This is a genomic window from Proteiniborus sp. MB09-C3 (assembly GCF_030263895.1).
Classification (GTDB): Bacteria; Bacillota; Clostridia; order Tissierellales; family Proteiniboraceae; genus Proteiniborus.
This window is the reverse complement of the sequence record NZ_CP127161.1, coordinates 1,181,138-1,201,478: the sequence shown is the minus strand read 5'-3', so window position 1 is coordinate 1,201,478 and position 20,341 is coordinate 1,181,138. Positions and strand designations below refer to the sequence as shown.

General features: G+C 32.6%; 22 protein-coding genes and 1 pseudogene. 3 read left to right on the top strand and 20 right to left on the bottom strand.

From position 1 onward, the window contains the following. Positions 1-4: 4 nt before the first annotated feature. From QO263_RS05765 to QO263_RS05750, 4 genes are all read right to left on the bottom strand, one after another. Complete coding sequence (locus QO263_RS05765) at positions 5-688, bottom strand: hypothetical protein (protein ID WP_285627502.1); 684 nt, start codon at positions 686-688, stop codon at positions 5-7. A gap of 1 nt (position 689) precedes the next feature. Continuing rightward, positions 690-2,051 (bottom strand): hypothetical protein, encoded by a 1,362-nt coding sequence (locus tag QO263_RS05760; RefSeq protein ID WP_285627500.1) that lies wholly within the window; start codon positions 2,049-2,051, stop codon positions 690-692. Next, positions 2,051-2,491, bottom strand: coding sequence for a hypothetical protein (locus QO263_RS05755; protein WP_285627498.1), 441 nt, complete (start codon positions 2,489-2,491; stop codon positions 2,051-2,053). Before QO263_RS05755 ends, QO263_RS05760 begins: the two co-directional genes overlap by 1 nt. A 75-nt stretch (positions 2,492-2,566) precedes the next feature. Beyond that, positions 2,567-5,191: a phage tail protein gene (locus QO263_RS05750; protein ID WP_285627495.1), complete on the bottom strand. Its 2,625-nt coding sequence runs from the start codon at positions 5,189-5,191 to the stop codon at positions 2,567-2,569. 85 nt (positions 5,192-5,276) lie between these two features. Between QO263_RS05750 and tnpA the strand changes: the two genes are divergently transcribed. The 3 genes and pseudogenes from tnpA (at position 5,277) to tnpC (ending at position 7,678) form a co-directional block, all read left to right on the top strand. Next, positions 5,277-5,639: an IS66 family insertion sequence element accessory protein TnpA gene (gene tnpA / locus QO263_RS05745; protein ID WP_285623717.1), complete on the top strand. Its 363-nt coding sequence runs from the start codon at positions 5,277-5,279 to the stop codon at positions 5,637-5,639. Then, the gene (tnpB, locus tag QO263_RS05740; protein ID WP_285623714.1) at positions 5,633-5,989 is read left to right on the top strand and encodes an IS66 family insertion sequence element accessory protein TnpB; all 357 of its coding nucleotides are present in this window, start codon (positions 5,633-5,635) and stop codon (positions 5,987-5,989) included. Before tnpA ends, tnpB begins: the two co-directional genes overlap by 7 nt. 151 nt (positions 5,990-6,140) lie before the next feature. Beyond that, positions 6,141-7,678 (top strand): annotated as a pseudogene (gene tnpC, locus QO263_RS05730) (IS66 family transposase). A gap of 88 nt (positions 7,679-7,766) precedes the next feature. Here the strand turns inward: tnpC and QO263_RS05725 are convergent. The 16 genes from QO263_RS05725 to QO263_RS05650 form a co-directional block, all read right to left on the bottom strand. Continuing rightward, positions 7,767-9,641, bottom strand: coding sequence for a coiled-coil domain-containing protein (locus QO263_RS05725; RefSeq protein ID WP_285627490.1), 1,875 nt, complete (start codon positions 9,639-9,641; stop codon positions 7,767-7,769). Between the two features lie 16 nt (positions 9,642-9,657). After that, positions 9,658-10,287, bottom strand: coding sequence for a hypothetical protein (locus QO263_RS05720; protein WP_285627488.1), 630 nt, complete (start codon positions 10,285-10,287; stop codon positions 9,658-9,660). An 80-nt stretch (positions 10,288-10,367) separates the two neighbouring features. Further along, positions 10,368-10,790, bottom strand: coding sequence for a hypothetical protein (locus tag QO263_RS05715; protein WP_285627486.1), 423 nt, complete (start codon positions 10,788-10,790; stop codon positions 10,368-10,370). A gap of 77 nt (positions 10,791-10,867) precedes the next feature. Beyond that, positions 10,868-11,323 carry a hypothetical protein gene (locus tag QO263_RS05710; protein WP_285627483.1) on the bottom strand — a complete coding sequence of 152 codons (456 nt, stop codon included), beginning with the start codon at positions 11,321-11,323 and terminating at the stop codon, positions 10,868-10,870. 4 nt (positions 11,324-11,327) lie between these two features. After that, on the bottom strand, positions 11,328-11,735 hold the full coding sequence (locus tag QO263_RS05705; protein WP_285627480.1) for a hypothetical protein: 408 nt from the start codon (positions 11,733-11,735) through the stop codon (positions 11,328-11,330). 13 nt (positions 11,736-11,748) lie between these two features. Further along, positions 11,749-12,453 (bottom strand): hypothetical protein, encoded by a 705-nt coding sequence (locus QO263_RS05700; RefSeq protein ID WP_285627477.1) that lies wholly within the window; start codon positions 12,451-12,453, stop codon positions 11,749-11,751. Continuing rightward, complete coding sequence (locus tag QO263_RS05695) at positions 12,454-12,741, bottom strand: hypothetical protein (protein WP_285627475.1); 288 nt, start codon at positions 12,739-12,741, stop codon at positions 12,454-12,456. A 305-nt stretch (positions 12,742-13,046) separates the two neighbouring features. Beyond that, the gene (locus QO263_RS05690; RefSeq protein ID WP_285627473.1) at positions 13,047-13,382 is read right to left on the bottom strand and encodes a hypothetical protein; all 336 of its coding nucleotides are present in this window, start codon (positions 13,380-13,382) and stop codon (positions 13,047-13,049) included. A gap of 14 nt (positions 13,383-13,396) precedes the next feature. After that, positions 13,397-13,837 (bottom strand): hypothetical protein, encoded by a 441-nt coding sequence (locus tag QO263_RS05685; RefSeq protein WP_285627470.1) that lies wholly within the window; start codon positions 13,835-13,837, stop codon positions 13,397-13,399. Between the two features lie 58 nt (positions 13,838-13,895). After that, entirely contained in the window at positions 13,896-14,912 is a 1,017-nt protein-coding gene (locus tag QO263_RS05680; protein WP_285627468.1) for a hypothetical protein, read from the bottom strand. A gap of 18 nt (positions 14,913-14,930) precedes the next feature. Next, the gene (locus tag QO263_RS05675) at positions 14,931-15,596 is read right to left on the bottom strand and encodes a phage scaffolding protein (protein ID WP_285627465.1); all 666 of its coding nucleotides are present in this window, start codon (positions 15,594-15,596) and stop codon (positions 14,931-14,933) included. Then, a complete protein-coding gene (locus QO263_RS05670; RefSeq protein WP_285627462.1) occupies positions 15,583-17,037 on the bottom strand; it encodes a phage portal protein in 1,455 nt (484 codons plus the stop codon). The genes QO263_RS05675 and QO263_RS05670 overlap by 14 nt, the downstream gene beginning before the upstream one ends. 13 nt (positions 17,038-17,050) lie before the next feature. Beyond that, positions 17,051-18,451, bottom strand: coding sequence for a PBSX family phage terminase large subunit (locus tag QO263_RS05665; RefSeq protein ID WP_285627457.1), 1,401 nt, complete (start codon positions 18,449-18,451; stop codon positions 17,051-17,053). Continuing rightward, the gene (locus QO263_RS05660) at positions 18,444-18,944 is read right to left on the bottom strand and encodes a hypothetical protein (RefSeq protein WP_285627454.1); all 501 of its coding nucleotides are present in this window, start codon (positions 18,942-18,944) and stop codon (positions 18,444-18,446) included. Before QO263_RS05660 ends, QO263_RS05665 begins: the two co-directional genes overlap by 8 nt. 32 nt (positions 18,945-18,976) lie before the next feature. Further along, complete coding sequence (locus tag QO263_RS05655) at positions 18,977-19,327, bottom strand: hypothetical protein (RefSeq protein WP_285627451.1); 351 nt, start codon at positions 19,325-19,327, stop codon at positions 18,977-18,979. A gap of 171 nt (positions 19,328-19,498) precedes the next feature. Beyond that, the gene (locus QO263_RS05650) at positions 19,499-20,167 is read right to left on the bottom strand and encodes a hypothetical protein (RefSeq protein ID WP_285627448.1); all 669 of its coding nucleotides are present in this window, start codon (positions 20,165-20,167) and stop codon (positions 19,499-19,501) included. Between the last annotated feature and the right edge of the window lie 174 nt (positions 20,168-20,341).

Below are 20,341 nucleotides of genomic sequence, written 5' to 3'. Positions count from 1 at the left end.
CCTCCTAAATTGGCTTAGTACCTGGTATTTTCACTATTGTCACAAGTCTTGTATGATTAACATCTATTGCTCTTGGGTTATCTTCCTGTTCTCCTATAAACCATAAATCAAGCCTTCCACCACCTGTAAAGTTACAAGTCATTCCATCATCGTACATCTCAACATTCTCTAATGTAATCGTTACACCCATATCTTCAATTGCTCTTTTAACAGTATTCTCTGGATATAATTGTACATTTCTTATATCTATTTGATTGGCAGTGTTATTATATATTTCTAACTTAAGACTTTTGATAGGCTGGTTTCTAATAGCTACAATGCTATCACCTATATATCCATTTGCTTGGTTACTATAAACTGGGTAAACTGTGTAAGTAGAAGTAGTCCCCTCTACAAGTCCTATTGTTTCTCCATTTGCATCCTTTGTTTCATCATAATACTGTATAGTTAATTTAATCTTACATATAGTTTTATATTGATCTACCCCAGACAAACTACTAATATTGTAGTAGATTTTAAGAGTATTAGTTTGTAAGAATTTTTTAACCTTGTCATACGTATATAAAAATACAGCATATCCTTTAGAACCTAATTTTAATCCATTAGCTCCTTGCTCAATAACATTGCTCTGCTGTACTATTGTATCTGTACTAATTTTATTAAGTGCTTTTACACTATACTCTGCCATTCTACTCACCCCCTGTAGTTATCTCAGAAAGTATGAATGTTCCGTTAGAGGTACTCTCAAACTCCCAGTTTTCTTCTATAATCCTATAGTATCCTGATATACCAATAGTTCTTTCTACATCAACATGAACTACATCTCCAACCTTCAGCCTTGGGTCAATAAAACCTTTGACTAATAAACTCTTGTTTTTCATTTTAATTAATGTAAGTAAATCTGTTCTATATTCCCCTATCATGTTTTGTTTGATTATCGGATTGCTTACACTTAATTCATTGTTAGAAGTCTTAGCTATACCAGTCTCTTTAGTTATTTCATTTACCTTAATTCCATTGATTTTAATAATAATATCCCTGTCCACTTCAACATCATCTATTTGCATATCTAATTTATCTCTTGTATATTTGAGATAATTAAGCGTACCATCTAATTCAGTAGTTCCATCTTCCTCACTAACTTGTACATCTACAACTCTTTCCAAGTTACAACCAGTATCTATATTGAAATACTCACCATCAGTGTATGTGGATTGAAGTTCAAAGAGTGTTTCTATTTCTGATAAATTAGCCATTATATATTTAACATTTACGTCATCATAATTAACTAATGTTCCAGATTGTGTTTCTGCTTTAAATGTATTAGTACAATCGCTTAATTCTCCAACTGATACAGTGCTACTATCTAAACAATCAATTGTTTTAATATAATTATCTCTATCAATAAAAATATTTGTTAAGGTACATTGACTTATAGTATTGAGGGCATCATATAAAGTAGATGAACCAATACCACCACAACATTGCATATTACTATATTTCCCAAAGTTTAAATCTGATGTTCTATACTTTATCTTATACTTGTCATCTCTACCCTCATTAAGTTCATCTATAAGCATAATTACATAGTCTTTAGTTAAAGTATTTAAAGGCATCATATTACCAAGTGTTTTCCCCTTACCAACTATAGAAAATATATCATAAGCATCTATTGATACCTCAGTAGCTGATGAACTGCTAACAGTTCCAATCCAACTGTCAACAAAATAAACTCCAAAATCAATATTTCCTAATGCATCAGTTATAGTTACTGTTAGAACTGCTGTATTATCCATGTATCCATAATAAATTGATTGAGTATTATCAGGTATTAGTTCCCCTTCTGATAGTATTTTAATTATAATGTTATTCGCACATACGTTACCAACTGGCATATTGTCTTCTTTACTAAGCTTTCTGCTTATTTCACATCTTGTAAGTACCTCACCAGCTACACTTTGACTTGATGTCTGATCTAATATAAGTTCTTTTGTTCTTCCATCTGAAAAGTTTATGTTTACTACAACCTTAACCGAATGTACTACACTCATTATTCTTCACCACCCACACCAACAAAGACTATTTCTATGTCTTTATAATAAATTACACCATTTTTAATCATATATGGCTTAGGCTTAAATTGACCATCAGTAGATACAACTACCTCAATTGTTTTATAACCATCAGTTATTACGTCTTCTTCTGATATATTATCCCTAGTTTTTAAAAGATGTTCAGTATCTCTATTATTGATAGTTCCTCTAATATAAGTGTTATATAATAATTTGAAATCTGCTTGACTCATCCATTTATATTTCCAATAAATCTCTTTAATTGAACAAAAGTAAGGAGCTATTAATTTACCATTCCCAGGTAATCTTTCAGGATCTTTTACTTGTACAACGTCATAAATATCCCAAATATGAGGGTCTGGCATAACCACACCATCAATCATAAAATCCCCACTTTTAGGTCTTGTATATATTGACATGTTATGTCCTCCTTTCTATAAATAAAGACTATCAGGATTCTACACCTAATAGTCTTTATTATAATTATTGATTATTTAATAGCCGTAAACCTTGCCGTTATTGTTAGCCTTTATCTCTGGCATAAGCACATCTCTTACAATCTTCTTGATAGAGTGTTTATCTACCATGTTCAATCCATTAAGGTTTAGTATTATATCTCTGATAGCATCTTTATTGCCAAAGCCTTGTCCATATATTTCAGCCATAGCATTATATACAGCCTCAAATATACCAGTCTTCATGGCCTCCATAATCTGATCTCCGTTAGCTACAGAAGTACCACCTAAACCAAAGTCACCGATTAATTCAGATTTACCATTCTCATTAGCAACAAACAACTGACCACTTCTAACTGTACCACCGCTTGCTAAGAATGGAACATTTGTTATACCAAACTTACTCGCTGCACTCTTCACCTTAGTTTTACCAGACTCTACAAAATTACTTGCTGTATCTTTTATAAAGTTAAATGCAGTATTTCTTATATCACTGAACACATTGACTATTTTATCAATTATAGTTCTTAATGTTTTAGCTACATTATCAGCTATGTTACTGAACATATTCACTACATTATTTGCTATATTACTAAATGTCTCAAATACTTTAGAAGATATATTACTGAATGTATTTAATACACTTGTAGCTATATTATTGAAAGCGTTCAATGCTGTAGTTCCAATACTTGAGAATGTATTCATTATGTTCTTTACTACATTTGATAATGTTTCAGATATCCTACTTGTTACCGTATTAAATGACTTTAATGCTCCAGTTATTATTTTCGATACAGTTTCAAAGAACTTACTTGATAGATTACTAAATACTTCAAATGCCTTAGTTCCAATTCCATTGAATACATCTAATACAATAGTTCCTACGCTTTTAAAATTCTCAAGTGCATTAGTAGTTATGTTAGTAAATCCATCTTGTGCTTTAGTAGCTATATTTTGGAATGTATTTCCAACTGTACTTGTAACTGTTTTAACTGTCTCTGGTATCTTCTTAATTTGGTCTTTAATAAATGTTTGAGTGCTTTTAATCATATTGGCTATGTTATCTCCACCAATAAGTCCTCCAATTAAACCTCCAGCACCTCCTACAGCTGCTCCAACAGCAGTTCCAACACCAGGTATTATTGAACCAACAGCTGCTCCCATTCCAGCCCATTTAGCTGTATTTCCTAAAACACCACCGACTTTTTGTCCTGTAGTTCTATTCTCATCAGTTACACCTCTACCTTGACCACCAATGAACCCACTAAGTCCAGCAGTTATTTTAGAAGTAAATTTATTATCTCCAAGTATTTCTTCAGTTCTATTTACAGATTTAACTGCATCAACTACACCCATACCAAGACCAGCAACCCCTGCTAACATTGGTGCTGCTCCAGCTAATGCCTTACCTGCACCACCTATAGCGGTCTTAGCTCCACTTAATAGTCCACCAGCACCTTTAGCTCCACTGATTGCACCAATTGCCCCTTTAAGTCCTTGAAATGCCTCAACAGCTTTCCATACTCCGAGTGCTAAGTTTCCAATCCAAGATATAATCTTTAATCCCATTAACCCAACAAGTGCCGCTTTTATTGCTTTTGGGTGTTCAATAATCCATCCAATAACAGGTACTAATTTTTCAGTTATCAGTTTGACTAGTTTCCAAATTTCATTAGCTACGTACTTAATAAACTCTACAATTTTATCACTGTTTGCATTTACCCAATCACTTAGTTCTTTCATTTTTTCAGCAAGCCATGGTATTAATTCGTTCTTCGCAAATTCACCAAAGCTCTGTAGTAATGGCTTTATTACATCTGTTAGTAATTTCTTTCCTACCTCTGATAGACTTCTTATAATATTCAGTACCTGATTTAATATACCAGTGGTATTTTCATCCACCAATTCGAACCCTTTTCCAGTTATTGCTGACGCTAACATTCCTTTAAGTTCATTAAATTTATTAGCTAAGTTTACAAACCAATTTGTAACTGTTTCTTGATTACTTGTAAACCAGTTTCCAAGTTCGTTTAACTTATCATTTAAGAACTGAATCCTATCAGCAAGTATTATTCCTAACCCCTCTATGATTGGCTTAAGTGCAATATCATAAAACTTCCTTAACCCAGGTGTAGATACTTCAATTATTGTATTTATAGTCTTAGCTAACTGAGCAAATAGTTCTGTGATTTTTACTACTATGTTCCCTATGTTTATATCATCTGCTATCTTTAAAGTGAATTCAGCAATTAATGAAGCAGTATTCTTTATAAACTTTCCAGTATACTCCGTCATTTCTTTAAGTGACGATTTAAACTTATCAGTATCAAAGCCAATATCAAAGTCAGGTCTACCAGTTATATCTTTAATAAACTTGTCTATTGATTGCTTTATTTCAGATAATCTTGTATTAAATTTATTTTTAAGTTTATCTAAATAAGTAGCATTAGCCTCTTTAGCTAACTCATTTAAACCATCTAATGCAGAAGTCATTAACTTACTGTAATCAAAATCATCTCCACTTGCACCAGAATCAGTCTTTGTATTATAAACATTAAGTCTACTATCAGAACCAAATAAACTATTGTTTGTTTTCTTAGACTGTTCCTCTACTTTTTTAAGGTAAGCGTATAATAATTGATGGATTTTATAACTAATCCCCAAATGAGATAATAAAGTAAACTTGTGAACACTTTTAAAGTGTTTACAAGTGTTACAAACACTATAAAAGTCTCAAGGAGGGATCCATATGGATATGAGATCTATAAGCCATCAGGTTAAGGTTCAGGAATGGCGTGAAATTATCTCTAGATGTAGAAATAGTGGTATGCCAGTACGAGAATGGTGTAGCGAAAATGGAATTAAACCAAGTCAATTCTATTACTGGCTAAGGGTGATTCGCAATGAGTCCCTGGCATTGATACCAAGAGAACCGCAGGTAGTTCAACCTTCTTTTGCAGCTGTTAAAGTTTCTGAAATGAACAATACAGATACTGATGAGGCTGGTACCTGTGCAGTAATAAAAACTAGTTCATTTTCCATCGAAATTAAGAATGCTGCTAATCCTAAAACATTGGAGCAGGTTCTCCAGATATTAGATAGCTTATGTTAGCAGAATTTAACGGCTTTGTCCATATTTACGTTGCATGCGGACATACGGATATGCGGAAATCAATCGATGGTCTTGCAACCATTGTAGCTCAAAATTTTCATCTTGATCCATTTGAAAAGAGTCTGTTTTTATTCTGTGGGAGAAGACGTGACAGATTGAAGGGATTGTTATGGGAGGGAGATGGGTTTTTACTACTATACAAAAGACTTGAAGGCGGTTCTTTTAACTGGCCAAAAGACCCTCAGGAAGTATTAGAGATAACTCCTCAGCAATATCGTTGGTTAATGGAAGGTCTATCTATCCATCAGAAAAATACCATACCAAAATTAGAGAAAAAGAGAGTAATTTAAAGGCTAAAAAACGCACCAAAAAGCGTATTTTAAGCCTTTTTTTAGTAGCTTTTTCAAACAAAAAATGGTATAATTAAGATAGATAAAAACTTAGAGAGAAGGCTAATTTAAAGTGACTGAAAACATATTAATACAAACACTTCAAAAGACAATTGAATCACAAAATGAAATAATAGAATCTCTAAGAAAAGAGCTTCAGCGTGCTAATGAAAATGTAGAATTTCTATTAAAGAAACTATATGGCAGAAAGACCGAAAAAACATCTGCAATTAATGGACAACTTGTAATTGAGGAAGTGGCTCTTGGTCTTTTTAATGAAGCAGAGGTAGCTGCAGATTTTACAGAGCTAGAACCAGTTCCATTCGAAGAACCTGTAAGAAGAACACGTTCAGGTTACAAAGGAAGGCAGCATTTAAAAATATTCCTCAGCAAGACCAAGTATACAAATTAGAAGAAACTCAAAGGAACTGTCCTAAATGTGGAGATAATCTATCAGTTGTAGGTAAGAAATTCTTACGTTCTGAAATTAAATATATTCCAGCCGAAATCAGCATTGTAAATATATATCAAGAGACCTATGAGTGCAGAAAATGCAAAAAAGAAGGTCTGCCTTCTATTTTTAATCCATATACTCCAGAGCCAGTATTACAACATTCATATGCCACTGCATCAAGCGTTGCTTGGACTATGTATCAAAAATTTGTACAAGCAGTTCCCCTATATCGCCAAGAAAAAGATTGGAAGCAGATGGGCTTTCCAATTAGCCGTGCAACACTATCCAATTGGATACTAAAGACATCAGAAGAATGGCTAATGCCTGTAGTGGAAAGACTTCAGGAAGAACTCTTAAAGGAGAAGTATTTGCATGCTGACGAAACTCCAGTTCAAGTACTAAATGAACCTGGAAAGAAAAACACTACTAAATCATACATGTGGGTTTACTCTACATCCACCCATGCAAATCGTGGCATTAGGATATTTAAATATGCTACAGGAAGAGCTGGAGAAAACGCAAGCAAATTTCTTAAAGGGTTCAGTGGATTTTTACATACGGATGCTTTCTCAGGTTATGGAAAAGTAAAAGATATCCACCACTGCTTGTGCTGGGCCCATGTCAGGAGATACTTTAATGATGCTATGCCAAAAGATACGAAAAGTCAGGAAGGAGCTCTACCTGCCACAGGAATAGCATACTGTAATCAACTATTTGACTGGGAAAGAAAACTTAAAGACCTCTCGCCTGAAGAGAGAAAAATTAAGCGTCTAGAAAAGGAAAAACCAATTCTTGATGCCTTTTGGTCGTGGGCAGAAACAGTACTCACACAAGTACTGCCAAAATCTAAAATTGGAACAGCTCTTCAATATGCGATAAATCATAAGGAAAAGCTTCAAACATACCTAGAAGATGGGAACTGTGTAATATCCAACAACATTGCAGAAAACAGTATCAAACCATTTACCGTAGGGAGAAAGAACTGGGAGTTTTGCGGAAGCCCTGAAGGAGCCAAAGCAAGTGCATGCGTATATACATTAGTGGAAACCGCAAAGGCAAATGGCTTAAATCCCTACAAATATTTAGAGTTCATTTTATCCAGAATACCTGGTTCTAATTTAAAGACTAACCCGAAAGTACTGAATCTTATGATGCCATGGGATTCATTAATTCAAAAAACATGTAAAGCAGACTAAATCAATCTAAGGGAGATGACCATATGATCATCTCCCTTAAATCATATACCTTATTAGCAATTGATCCAATACATCGATTATTGATCGCTTACTTTTTAAGTTCATCCTCTACATTTCCTAATGACCCAGTTAACTGATCCGCAGCATTCGTACTATCATTCATTCCTTGTGACATTTCTATACTCATGTCAATACCAGTTAAACTTCCAATAAGACTTGCTATTCTATATACTCCCTGCTCAATAACTGAAACTATATAAGTTACATAAGGTGCTATAGCAGAAGCTAATTTAATAAACACTTGTCCTATTGTAGTTCCTAAGTTTCTTATTCTCTGATTTAGTATTGATAATCTACCAGTTACAGTATCAAATGTTTTAGCCAAGTCTTCCATATTATATTTACTTGTAAATTGACTAATCAATGAAGCGTATCTTATATATACACGAGCCTCTTCATTCAAGTTAGCAAAGCTTGTACCAATGTTAGCAAACTCTCCACCCTGTGCTTTTAAACTCTTCAGATAACTATTCATTTCAGCCTCACGAACTGATAAACCTAAGTCATCAATAGCCTGTGTCATACCTTTCATACCACTGTTAAGTTTATTCATTACAAGGTTTACATCTCCACCAGCTGCTCCCATGAATGCTAGATAACGTGATATCATTAATATATTCTGAGAACCAACAGCAACATGCTCTGCTCTCATTCCAAGTCCATATAATACTCCAGACAATTCATTAAGGTCACTTATCAATTCTTTAGCACTAATACCAAAGGCTCTTTCCATATTATTCGCCCAGTCTATAGTGTCTTGTGTTAAATCAGCACCTACTATATTTTTCAAACTATAAACTGATTGATATAATGTCATAGCTTGTTTATTCAATGAGTTATTAAATATACTGTTAAACGCACCTTTTAATAATAGTATTTTACTTCTAAGTTCAGTAGCTGTTCCTTTTAGTATATTAAAAGAATTATTAGTGTTATTACTACCAGATACGGCACCACTAAATAAATCCCGAACTCTATTTCCTAAGTTCCCAAACAAGCTTATAATCCTTGTTACTATATTCTTCAATCCAGTTAATACTCTACTAATTGCTGTAACAGATTTTATAACTAGATTTACTGCTGTTCTAATAATACTAACTATTTTATTTACAGCCTGATTTACAAATGTAAAAGCACTTTGTAGCGTATCTCTTATTTGCTGATGTGCTTGTCTAATTTTATCACTCGCTTGTTTTGTAGCATCTGCACGCTTACTTTCTGCTATTTCTGTTTCTCTAGCCAATCTTTGTTCAGCTTTACTTTGAGCCTCTAGCATTGCTATATTGTTTTTAGTAGCTATATCCCTTGCTTTAGTTGATCCCTCATATTTATTTTTAAGCTTATCTATTATATTTCCATATTCATTCATTAGTTGGTTCTGTTTTTCAGTATCACCAGATGTAAAAGCCTTTTGTAATGTATTTCTAACTGCATCCATTCTTTTTGATATGTCATATACGTTAATATTACTTTTAGATGCTTTATCCATATACTCTTTTGCTAAATCATCTTTCTCTTTAAGTGTTTTCCTATATTCCTCAACTTCTTTTTTCCTGTTAGTCAAACTCTCTGTCTTATGATTTTTTACACTTTCAAATGTTTTATAAAGCGATTGCATTTGATTATCAAGTTCTCTAACTTGTTCAGTGAATTTCTCAAGTTCTTCTGTATTTTCTTCTAGTCCTTCTATATCTATTTCTATAGACTCCATAAGTGAACTTCTAAGCTGATTAAAACTATGAAGCACACTATTAAACATGTTAGAATACGTACTATCTACATTACCAAGATTTAACTTAGTTTTATTTAGTACATCCATGTTCCTACTTAATATATTTACTTTATCTATAAGTGTATCTAAACTATCTATTTGCTTATTTAATTCATTTTGGCTTTTATCCATTAGTTACACCGCCTTTCTATCCAACACTTCTTTTTAATGCCTCTAAATTAGCTATAGCATTATAAGTTTCTAAGTCTATTTCACCATATTCCTCTGTTTCAATAATTCTATTCTCTTGTTCTTCAGATACTCTAGGTATTTCGTTACCAAGTTTACCCCATACAGCCGCTCCAACCATATGTGCTAAATTATGATACATAGCTAATTCCTTGTTTAATTCATTATTATTTTTAGTTCTAATCCCATCATAAGCTAAGTATATATCAGTAGTAGTCATGTCCCAGAATTCACTCCAATTGATACCAGAACTCATAAGTTGAGAACATATTTCATTATATAAAGCAGTTATATTTCTATATTTTGTTATATCTATTCCTTCTTGAGTATCATCTGTTTCACTTGCTGTCTCACCTAATAAACACTTTCTGATATCTTGTAGTGCTGAAATTACACTGTTTTCTTCACTTTCAATTAAGTAATTATCTAATATAATGCTTGCATCTTCTATACTACAACACCCATTTCCTAAACTAATAAGGATTAATAGGTTACGTATATCAAATTCATTGAACAGTTTAATTACACTATCTCCTGTGTCAGTTTCATAATTTTTTAAGTCTTTTATAAAAAATTGCTTTACAATCATATTTTCACCACCTTTAAAAAAGGGACATTAATGATGGTAGCATTAATGTCCCTTGACTGTTTCAATGCTTTATAATTTTCTTATAATGCATCATTTATATTTTCAACTTGTTTTTCTTCTTGTTCAGTTACTGAATTAACAGTGGACTCAATCTTTTTATTGATTGCATCCCTTTCTTCTTTCAATTTGTTATTGTAATCATCAATTAAATCCTGTACTTTAATACCAGAAGCTCTTAATAGCTTTGTATCCATATCAAACTCTTTAAGTAAGTCAAAATAAACTGATACGTAACTATTATCATCACTTGCTGCTAAATAAGTATCAATCTTATCGCAAACATCTTCCCTCTTCATGCCTTTATTACCTAATTCAGCAAGGTCTATAATACTACTAATATTGAGATCACCAACATCAATGATATCTAATAAACCCTTTCCAGTCTTAGCTGTATATTGATCTAATGTATATGAACCAAAAAACTTAGTTAATTTTCTACTCATAGTAACATCCTCCTTATAGTGTTCTAATTAATTTTTAGGACTTGGAACATTTAAACATTCCAAGTCCTTTAAGTATCTTAACCTTCTACAGGTTCATCTTCAGGTTCAGTTAATTCAACTTCTTTGTTTAACTTAACTGACACTGTGTATCTAGCAGATTCACCAATTCCCATAGCCCCAGCTTTAACACTACCAATTTTGCCTTTGAAACCAGCTGAATAAATAGCCTCACCTGTTTTCTTATCAATGATGAAAGTACCCAGATAAATATCTGTGTCCTCATTGTTATAACCTTTAAGTCTTGTGAATTGTTCCTTATCAAGGAAAACTTCAATCTCGCAAGTACCAAGCTCTTTATAACCATTCTCTGTTTCTCTTGTATCAGAACCTAAATCAGTTACATCAATGTCCTCTGTTTCTGCACCAGTTTCTCCAACTGATATCAAACCAACTAACTTATCCTCAGCTGTAAGAGTCTCTGATGTACCAATATAGGCTCTACCATTATCACCCTTAAAAATGATTTTCTTCATATTATCACCTTGTCCTTTCAGTTAAAATATATTGAATTTCTATATCACAACTAGCTCCAGCTACGCCATGAACGTTTTTTTGTATGGGTTTTACTTTAGCACCCAAATGTTTACAGTACACATACTCCAACCCCTCTGTTTCACTGATCTCTCTTTCAATCTCCTTGATAAACTTCCTTAAGTAATCAGAAGACTCCTGTATACCAGCCTCTCCAGGTCTATTATTTACTTGTACGTGACACTTGATAAACTCTCCAACCTCTGCATCCATTGTTTCTTCATCTTCTCTACCTGGATAGAAGAATATACCAACGATACCAGGCTTATCTACTTCAAGACCATTAATCATTATAGTTTCATAAGTATTATCTTTACGTAACTTCTTTTCTATATCATCATACAACCTCAACATGTTATCACCCCCCTTAATCGTAGTGTTTGTATTTAACATTCATAGCTAAATCTATACGAGCGTACACTATATTTTTACCATGAGTCTCTACCCACGTAGTCTTGTTTGGTATGAACTCACTTAATGCTAACTCCAAGAATTTAGCTTGACCTACAGGGTGATAAACTGCCATATTCTCATGAACATATGAAGCATATGGAGCAGTAAATACTATTACTATAAAGCCATTACCAATTAATAATGAGCCAGAAGTTCTCAATAAACCTGTATCTATTGGACATAGTTCTATAGCTCTACCAAGTATTGCTTTACCCAATAATTCAAGTTTATCTTGAGAAGTATAATAGCCTCTTTTCATAATAGATTGATACTTATTCAACCAATCTCTTGTATTCTTTATGTCGAATATAAGGTCATCAGCCATTCTAATTACTTGTTTCAATTTTCCTTGTTCAAGATTGATATTTTTACTTATGTCAACAATTCTATTAAACATTTGCTTGTCTTCTATTAATTGAGCTTGTCCCTTATTCCTTAATAGTTCTTCTACTTCTCTAACTCTGATAGTATTGTTTTTATCTTGGTTAGTTTTTAATATAGCCGCTAAACTCTCCAGTTCAGCTATCATAGACTTGTAACCAGTGTCTTCTATATTGAAGTTTTTCTGTATTACATCAAATATAGTGTCTGTCCCACGCTTTATATCACTGGCTCTCAACTATCTCACCTCGATTCGCCAATAAACTTTACCTATTAAAGGTACTTTACAAACTGTTATGTCTTTTAATACAAAACCATCTGTTTTATCATCTTCAAATACTTCAAAAGGTGAGTGATATACCCTTTTCCATATTCGTGCTGTATTACCATCTTTAGTGACTTCTTCATATCCATCATAAGCAATTCTCATTTTTCTATTTTCAGGCGGCTCATATCCTAACGAATCACCAGTTCTATCTTTACCTTTAGATTTCTCATAAACTACAATGTCATCAAAATTAAACAAATCACTCACTCCTTTCGTTTAGATATGTACTGACATAGTAGAACCAATTAAACTATTGATTCCACTATGTCAGTACACCTCTTTACGAAGTGTACTAACTTTAGAATAGGTGTGATGCATGAAAAAGAACTATCTTATATAAAAACAGTGCGTAGTTTTCACTGTAATTATTAAATTGAAATGTACTGACATAGAACAATTAAACTCTATTAATTATCCTATGCCAGTACACCTCTTTCGAAGTGTACCAACTATATATAATTAGGAGGATATAATAACAGGGTGGAAAAGTCCCTGTAATTAACTTAAGTATTAAGCTTGTCAAGTATCTTGTTCACATTACCATCAATAGAATCAATCTTATTTAACTGGTTATCTATCTTGCTTACTAACATTCTATTTGTTTCTGATAATTCTTTATTGATAGCATTACTATCATTAATTGTATCTGCTACTTTATCAAGTGCCTTAGCATTCGCTGAATTTACTTCCATGAGCTTGTCTTCCCTTGCGTAAGCCTTGTCTTCTCTTTCTTTAGCACCATCTGATATTTGTTTATCTTTATTATATATAAACCAAGCACAAGCAATTAATGCCGCTGTCGTAACTCCAACTGTTTGTATTACATTTATCCATTCCATATATGTTACCTCCTTTAATAACACCATTTTCTAAGGTATTTGTTATAAATTTCTTTGTCTACACCGTTTATATACATATTTGACTTTTTACTTAAATCAAACTTGATTTTAGAACCTTCTGTAGACATTTCTTCAACATTAAGTTCTTGATATTTAGTCTCCTGCTTACTTGATCTATTCTCTTTGATTAAAGCATTTGATACTATTGCTTTCTTTATATCTTCAGGGCACTCAACTACCCTACAATTGATATATCTCGGAAACTGTAAAGATGAATTAATGTTTACTTTATATCCAATAAACATACAATTGTTTATGATGTCTGAATGTTCATTTATTAGTATCTGTTTATCTTCATCTACAAGAGCATCCCACAATTTTCTTTCATCTGAATTTGTTTTAAATAGACTTTTAACTAATGTATCTGCATATTCAATATCAAAATATGTTCCCACCTTTACACCTCCTTATATCTTAAAGGAGATGGCTTTTACACCATCTCCTTTATTATGATTAAACCCCAGGTACTTCAGGATCAGCAACTATATCTATATAACATCTAGACACACAGTATATAGATTGAATTACAGGAACATAAATCATTTCACAAGAGCCAACTTCTACAAGTTTACCAGTCGCAAACTTAGGAGGCTTAATTGCAATAATTTGCCCATCATCTGGAATTACAACTGATACACCTTTTCTACCAACTCTAGTCATGTAGAATGGAATACCCTTAGCAAGTTCATCTTCATCAAAGTAACTGTCTGGAAGTGCTATAATATTTAAACCAAGGAACTGATAATATTCAAGGCTACCATACTTAATTAACATGATTCCCTTATTAAGAGTTCTGTTAACTGTCTGTAGTGCTGTTTTACCATCCTCAGTAGTAATTATTACGTTAGGAGCAGCTCCCTTCATTTTATTAATGTTAACTCTAATCTTTTCCTCGAACTTAGAAGCACCCTCGTAAGTATGCAAAGTAGAAGTCGCAATTTCAAGCACATTGTTATCACTCATATTAGCTAATGACTGACCAGCTGATAAGTAGTAATCTAATCCATTAACACTTAATGGGTTATCTGCTACTTTACCCTTTATAATACTGTTAGCAAAACCATTTATAATAGACTCAACTTTATCATTAATCTGATCCGCTAACCAATATGCTCTAGTAGTAGCGTTAGCCACAGAAAAACGATCCATAGCGTAGTCATAATTAAATGCCCCACCCAAAAGTTTTTGTTCATAAAGTTCTGACTTTTGAGTTACATTCTTTGGAGTGTATTCTTCTCCAATCTTTCTAAAAGCTGCTCCAGTATTTTCATCCCTGTAAACAACTTTAATAATTTGTCCACCAGATTGTCCAGGAGCTATCTCACTAATAGTAGCAAATCCATCCTGAGTCATGTCGAACATATTAAATAGTTCGTTTTGTACTGCTGTCCTTGCTCCAAGTGCTAATAGAGCAGGATTAGAACCCTCTTGTAATTGTGCTGTAGTTAAAGTATTTAATGCACCTATCATAATTTATTACCACCTTTCTTATTCTTCTATTGATTCAATAGCCTTTAATGCTAAATCTACATTAGATAATTCTGATGTAGCTTTAGGTTTAATATTATCTGATTTACTGAACCCCTCATTTAATGGGCTGCTTTCTCTAGTTTTTGTAAAGAATGTAGGTTCACTTGCCCTAAGAGCTTCAATAGCCTCTGTTAAACCAACTACCTTACCATCTTCCACTTTAACATTAGTAGTATCTAAGCATTTTCTAAATGTTTCAGGTTTTACTTTTACATTGTTAGTTCTAATAGCATCATTGATAGCATTAGAAATTAATTGATTATTGTTATTTGTTTCAATGATATTACTTAGCATTGTAACTGCATTTACTACTGACTCATCATGTATTTTAGTTTTATCAATAGCACCAGTTTCAGTATTATACCAACCATCTTCAAAGATTAACCTTGTTTTATCTGCCATATCTTCACCTCCGCTTGTATCTTCACCATTTGTCTCATCTGATTCCCCAGCTGTTTCTTTATTATCATCTGGTTTATCATCAGATTCGTCTTCTTTACCACCTTCAATATCCTTATCTACATCACCTGCATCTTTTGTAGCATCCTCTTCTTTCTCTGATGTTTCAATCTCTTCATCTAGACTGTCTCCTAACAACTTCTTAAGTACATCAATCAGTTTCATAACTTTCTTCCTCCTTTTCTAAACCATTTAATAGTCGTTTTTCAGCTATAATTTTCTCAATCTCTGCTTTAGCCTGTGCTGATGTGTATCCATGATATTTTTCAAGAATAGTTCCAATACTAAATATGTTATTCTTTATATAAGTTTCAGCTATTTCAGAAACTACTTTGTCATCATCAGTTCTACCAATGTTGAACTCTATATTTATCTCTTGAATACTTACATCTATATCGTTTAGTCTACATAATACATATAAACTTTCTCTAATTGCACTCCACATTTCTGTTACGTGTCTATTCGCTTTATCAATAGCTGACTTGATTGTATTGTTAAGTGTTTCCTCACTTATATTACCTGTGTATTCACCAGTCATAAATGGCTTACACATTTCAGATAATTCATACAAATAGTCCATTAAATCTTCTCTAAGTTCACTTGAATTATCTAGCTTACCATCCCATGTTACATATTCAGGTGAGCTATTATCACCAGCGTTTTTAACTATAAATTTACCGTTTACTTCTCTTAGTTTATAGCCACCAGTCTTTTCATCAGGCATAAACATTTCTTGTCCCATTATTAATAATGGGTTCTCATGGTTTGCTATAACGTGATACTCACTTGATACCCTTGCCTCCAACATAAACACTATGTTTTGTATATCAAGTAAGGGAGAAGACCCATAAACACCATCTGCCTCTATATCAACACCTAAATGCTGTATACAACAAGCATCTTCTATATCAGTTTCTGTTATTGTCCAGTCTTTACTGATTAACCTTCCTCTGTATTCGTAATCTACAGACTCTCCAAGTACACCACTTTTACCATCACCAGAATAATGAAATACCTTCTCGTATATAAATCCTTTAGTATGTATTTCAACTCTCATGTGCGTGTACTTTGTTTCTTCTTCATTAGTTAAATACTCGTATAACACAAATGCTAATGTAGTATTAATATCACTTGGGTGTACTACCTTAAAACAATTCAATGGAGATACTGGACTAACACCATTTATATATGTCTTTAAAAATGCATCACCACAAGTTTCTACCATTTTAATTGCTCTACCAATTGAATTAAACCAGTTAGTTCTTTCAGCTAAACTTACTACTGTTTTATCTCTTTCAACATCACCAGTCTTAATACTTATTTCATTCTGGAACATCAAACTAAACATTTTATTTACTATCAGTTTGAATTGATTCATAGAAAGTACTCTATAAGGTATTTCAGTCTCTTTATTATTTACTAATGCTATAATCTTTTTATTTTTAGCATACTCTCCACTGTACAATTTCTTACAATATCTGTATACTCTATTTCTCCCCCTGACCTCATTGCTTGGAAATACATTACCAGGCTTAAGTATATTAAGGTTAGTATCATATTGACCTTTAGAGTCACTCCTATATATAAAATTGTCGTTTAATTCCATACCTTGCACCTCCCTACGTTAAATTCTTGATATATTCTTCTAAACTATATCTACAACTATCTATTGAGTGATTATTCTTATCTACAGGTGTTGATGTAATAGAATCAGTTTTCTCATCCACCTTCCATTCTGCATTCTTAAATTCATTAAATTGCTCTGGAAATTTTCTCTTGTCTATATAAATATGATTAAAACTCTGCAACACTCTTATTCCTATATCTATTCGCTGTTTCTTAACAGGTCTTACATTTACTCCATTATTCATTAAACCTGTATTAAGTAATGGAACACCGCAATCAGCTATAACTTGAAAGTTAAATTTATTGAGCTCTTTTATCTTCTCTGCTACTTCTTCAGGTGACATGTTTGGTCTATGAAACCCTGCTAATAAATATAAGTCATTATTCTTTCTATCAATGAACCATTCAGTGTATGATGTAGGGTCTGGTCCGCCATAACCCCAGTCAAGTCCCCTATAAACTCTATCTATGTCTAACTGTTCTTTAACTTCATCAATATTAATGTCATATACATTACTAAAGATATTAGCATCTGTACCAATTACCTCACCTAAGTAGTTCCACCTGTAGAAATCATAGTTTTCCTTTTCTGATTTTAGTATTGAGGCTATAAAAGAAGGCTGTAACCAACTAGCATGTCCAGAATCTATAACATCCTTGTATGTTGAATGATGTACTACAAGTCTTTCAACTACTTGTACAGTTCTCATATTACCTGTTTTATTACCATCTGAATCAAGCTCTGGTTCTTCATATTCACTAATAAATTCTGAATGATGTTCATTACTATCATATCCCAAAACTTTACCACATGGCTTGTTAAACAATTCGTTAACCCAAGCACTTGTACTTCTTGGAGGGTTATAAGTATAAATAATAATAGCTCCACCACGATATAAAGTGTCTTCCATATCTTTAACTACTTTATATGAAGCGAAGTTAGCAGCCTCTTCAAACCATACTATTCCAAATGGTTGACCACTTCTTGATCTTGCTGATCTAACTAATTCAGGGTCTTTACACCCCATCATTCTAATTGATACATCTGTTTCTCTACCAAACTTATCAAGTAATACGAATTCATCAGGTGATTTTCTATATTTCCACCTATGCCTAATTCCCATATAATTCATAGCTGATATAAATGTAGGTACAAGTCTTTCTCTTACTCTACTGTCAATTTTAATTATAGCTATAGCACTTACATTAAATATCATACAGAACATAAGTATTATATAAGCTGCAATCTGTGATTTTGTACTACTTCTTCCACCTTTAAGTGCTAACCTATCAACTTTCCTATTCATTACAAGACTAACTACATTTGTAAATGTATCTATTATTAAATTGTTCATATTTATCTGTAGTCCAGATGATTTATTCCGTTTACTCATTATTATCACCTGTCCTAACTTCTATATTGAAAGATATATCAGCACTCATTGAATTAGATTGTTCCTCATCCTCTTGGTCTACATATGTTTTAGTGTATTGTACTATCTTACTAACATCATCTGATTGCATAGCCATCTCAAAGGCTCTGTCTTTTATCATCTGAGCATTTAATTCATCCCCAATCTCACCGTACATCCAGGCTTCATAAATGTCTGGATATGTTTCTACAAGAGCTAAAAAAGTCTCATATCCAAGTTCTTTCTCTGTTATAAAGCTATTAAAATATTTCACTATTGTTTTAGCTGTTTCTTCTTCTGATAAAGCTTTAGAAGAACACATTCTAATTAATGATAACAATCTTTTCTGCCTGCCATTCTTTGTAAGTTTATCGTATACATCAGCTGCTACTTGTGACATACATAACATACCTTTAAGCTTTTCATATTTAGCTTTACGCTTTCTAGAATTGGTATTAGCCTTTGATCCATGCATCTAATCCACCTCCTTTCACATTTTGAACATCCCTACAGGTCTTTCAACTTTCCAATGTCAATAGTGGAACAATCCATGTCTTGTGCTTTATTTCCCCTGTTACCAATCCAATATTTACCTACGTTTGCTGGTACAGGAGGTGTAAAAATCTCATCTAAATCTCTTAAGTCTCTAACCTTTAATACATCCGCTAATACCACTAATTTTTCTACACTTAAACCAGTTCTACAATTTATATAATGCTCTACATTTTTCTCATAGAATCTTATGTCAAGTCCCCTTTTCTCACAGTAGTAATTACATGCATCATTGACCTCTTTGTAGGTGTCGAATCCTAATCTATTCATTGCCATCTCTGTGCCTAATCGTTTTTTCCCTCTCATATCCAGTACCTCCTATAACTATTTCATTCAGATATATCTATTTATATATAACGATTGAAACGATGTATTTACTAATAAACTATAACTGTAAATAGACAAACTAAAAGGCACTAACCTATGGAAATTAGTGCCTTTTAGTGTTTATATTTAATTTTTAGGAGACTATCTTAATTATTCAAGTACTTCGATATATCCATTTCTTTTAATATGTTTATATTTAAGTACATCTTCCACTGTTACATCTCTTTCTTTTGCTACATCCATTATATTACTGTAAGATGATATCTTACAAAGTAGTCCAGTCTTAATCCTAATTTTATTACATATGTTCCAATGTAACATGTTCTGGTTTCTATCAACTACATCACCAGAATCCACACCGAACAACTCGTTAATATTAAGTCTTTCAATAAAACTTACAGGTAAGTAGTGATTGTATTGACCTATTACTACATCTAGTCCATTTGCAATTCTATCGAACTGCCATATTAACTCATTCACACAAACACTTGTATTATCTCTGTTAATTGAAGTTCTATTATTTCTAATACTAGGTGTTAGTACTTGCTTTTTACCACTAGCTGATACAGTGTATATTCCAAGTAGATTTGTATTTGGAATATGACTTATTACAATTATGTCATCATTACCTTCTAAAGCCATATGAGTTACTACAGTACGATTTTGTTCATCTACATTTGTTACTTTCTTTACTAATTTAATATTAGTAAAGTATCTACCCTTTACACCAATTTCTTCATCAGTTTCGTAGTTACTAATAGCCTCCAGTTCAGCAGCCATTGTTAAGTTATCCATCAGTTTTTCCATGTTTTCTTTCATTGTTATTTCCTCCTAAATTATGTTTTTTATTTTTAATTCAATGATAGGATCTTTTCCAGGATCCGTTATACAACTTGTTACTGTTTAACCTCCTTAATTCTTTATTGCTTTTATTTATTTAATTTATATTTATAATTCATATCCACGTACATAAGCACGTAATTTTAAGCAAAA

Excerpts from the sequence above, each read along its gene's own strand:
- QO263_RS05665 (WP_285627457.1), bottom strand. The coding sequence starts at position 18,451 with ATGAGTAAACGGAATAAATCATCTGGACTACAGATAAATATGAACAAT.
- QO263_RS05755 (WP_285627498.1), bottom strand. The coding sequence starts at position 2,491 with ATGTCAATATATACAAGACCTAAAAGTGGGGATTTTATGATTGATGGT.
- QO263_RS05655 (WP_285627451.1), bottom strand. The coding sequence starts at position 19,327 with ATGAGAGGGAAAAAACGATTAGGCACAGAGATGGCAATGAATAGATTA.
- QO263_RS05760 (WP_285627500.1), bottom strand. The coding sequence starts at position 2,051 with ATGAGTGTAGTACATTCGGTTAAGGTTGTAGTAAACATAAACTTTTCA.
- tnpA (WP_285623717.1), top strand. The coding sequence starts at position 5,277 with ATGGATATGAGATCTATAAGCCATCAGGTTAAGGTTCAGGAATGGCGT.
- QO263_RS05715 (WP_285627486.1), bottom strand. The coding sequence starts at position 10,790 with ATGAGTAGAAAATTAACTAAGTTTTTTGGTTCATATACATTAGATCAA.
- QO263_RS05670 (WP_285627462.1), bottom strand. The coding sequence starts at position 17,037 with ATGGAATTAAACGACAATTTTATATATAGGAGTGACTCTAAAGGTCAA.
- QO263_RS05660 (WP_285627454.1), bottom strand. The coding sequence starts at position 18,944 with ATGCATGGATCAAAGGCTAATACCAATTCTAGAAAGCGTAAAGCTAAA.
- QO263_RS05720 (WP_285627488.1), bottom strand. The coding sequence starts at position 10,287 with ATGATTGTAAAGCAATTTTTTATAAAAGACTTAAAAAATTATGAAACT.
- QO263_RS05705 (WP_285627480.1), bottom strand. The coding sequence starts at position 11,735 with ATGTTGAGGTTGTATGATGATATAGAAAAGAAGTTACGTAAAGATAAT.
- QO263_RS05680 (WP_285627468.1), bottom strand. The coding sequence starts at position 14,912 with ATGATAGGTGCATTAAATACTTTAACTACAGCACAATTACAAGAGGGT.
- QO263_RS05650 (WP_285627448.1), bottom strand. The coding sequence starts at position 20,167 with ATGAAAGAAAACATGGAAAAACTGATGGATAACTTAACAATGGCTGCT.
- QO263_RS05725 (WP_285627490.1), bottom strand. The coding sequence starts at position 9,641 with ATGGATAAAAGCCAAAATGAATTAAATAAGCAAATAGATAGTTTAGAT.
- QO263_RS05765 (WP_285627502.1), bottom strand. The coding sequence starts at position 688 with ATGGCAGAGTATAGTGTAAAAGCACTTAATAAAATTAGTACAGATACA.
- QO263_RS05690 (WP_285627473.1), bottom strand. The coding sequence starts at position 13,382 with ATGGAATGGATAAATGTAATACAAACAGTTGGAGTTACGACAGCGGCA.
- QO263_RS05710 (WP_285627483.1), bottom strand. The coding sequence starts at position 11,323 with ATGAAGAAAATCATTTTTAAGGGTGATAATGGTAGAGCCTATATTGGT.
- QO263_RS05675 (WP_285627465.1), bottom strand. The coding sequence starts at position 15,596 with ATGAAACTGATTGATGTACTTAAGAAGTTGTTAGGAGACAGTCTAGAT.
- tnpB (WP_285623714.1), top strand. The coding sequence starts at position 5,633 with ATGTTAGCAGAATTTAACGGCTTTGTCCATATTTACGTTGCATGCGGA.